The sequence below is a fragment of the Micrococcus sp. GbtcB5 genome, from assembly GCF_019091605.1.
GTDB classification, from domain to species: Bacteria; Actinomycetota; Actinomycetes; order Actinomycetales; family Micrococcaceae; genus Micrococcus; species Micrococcus luteus.
The window spans coordinates 1-257 of the sequence record NZ_JAGXJK010000262.1 but is presented as its reverse complement, the minus strand read 5'-3'; the positions used below and the strand labels follow the sequence as shown (position 1 = coordinate 257).

General features: G+C 36.2%; 1 protein-coding gene. It reads right to left on the bottom strand.

From position 1 onward, the window contains the following. A partial coding sequence (locus tag KVS67_RS12285) for a MerR family transcriptional regulator (protein ID WP_217565476.1) occupies positions 1 to 218 on the bottom strand: 218 nt, incomplete at its 3' end. Positions 219 to 257: the final 39 nt, after the last annotated feature.

Below are 257 nucleotides of genomic sequence, written 5' to 3'. Positions count from 1 at the left end.
ATAGAAGCAAGTGTTTCTCCTGTCTTTGATAGTGTGATGATCGCCCGAAAATAATGTAAATGTTTCTCTGTATAAGCCCTTTTATTCCCTACTAACTCTAAAGGGGGCACAATTTCAATTTGCGTATAATACCGCACAGTTCTTAAATTTATATTCGTCCCTTCCTTTTGAAGAATTTCTGTAATCTGCTTTGCAGTAAAAGTTTCCATACCAACCATCCTTTTCAGTTCACTGTATCCTTTACACCATACTGTAAC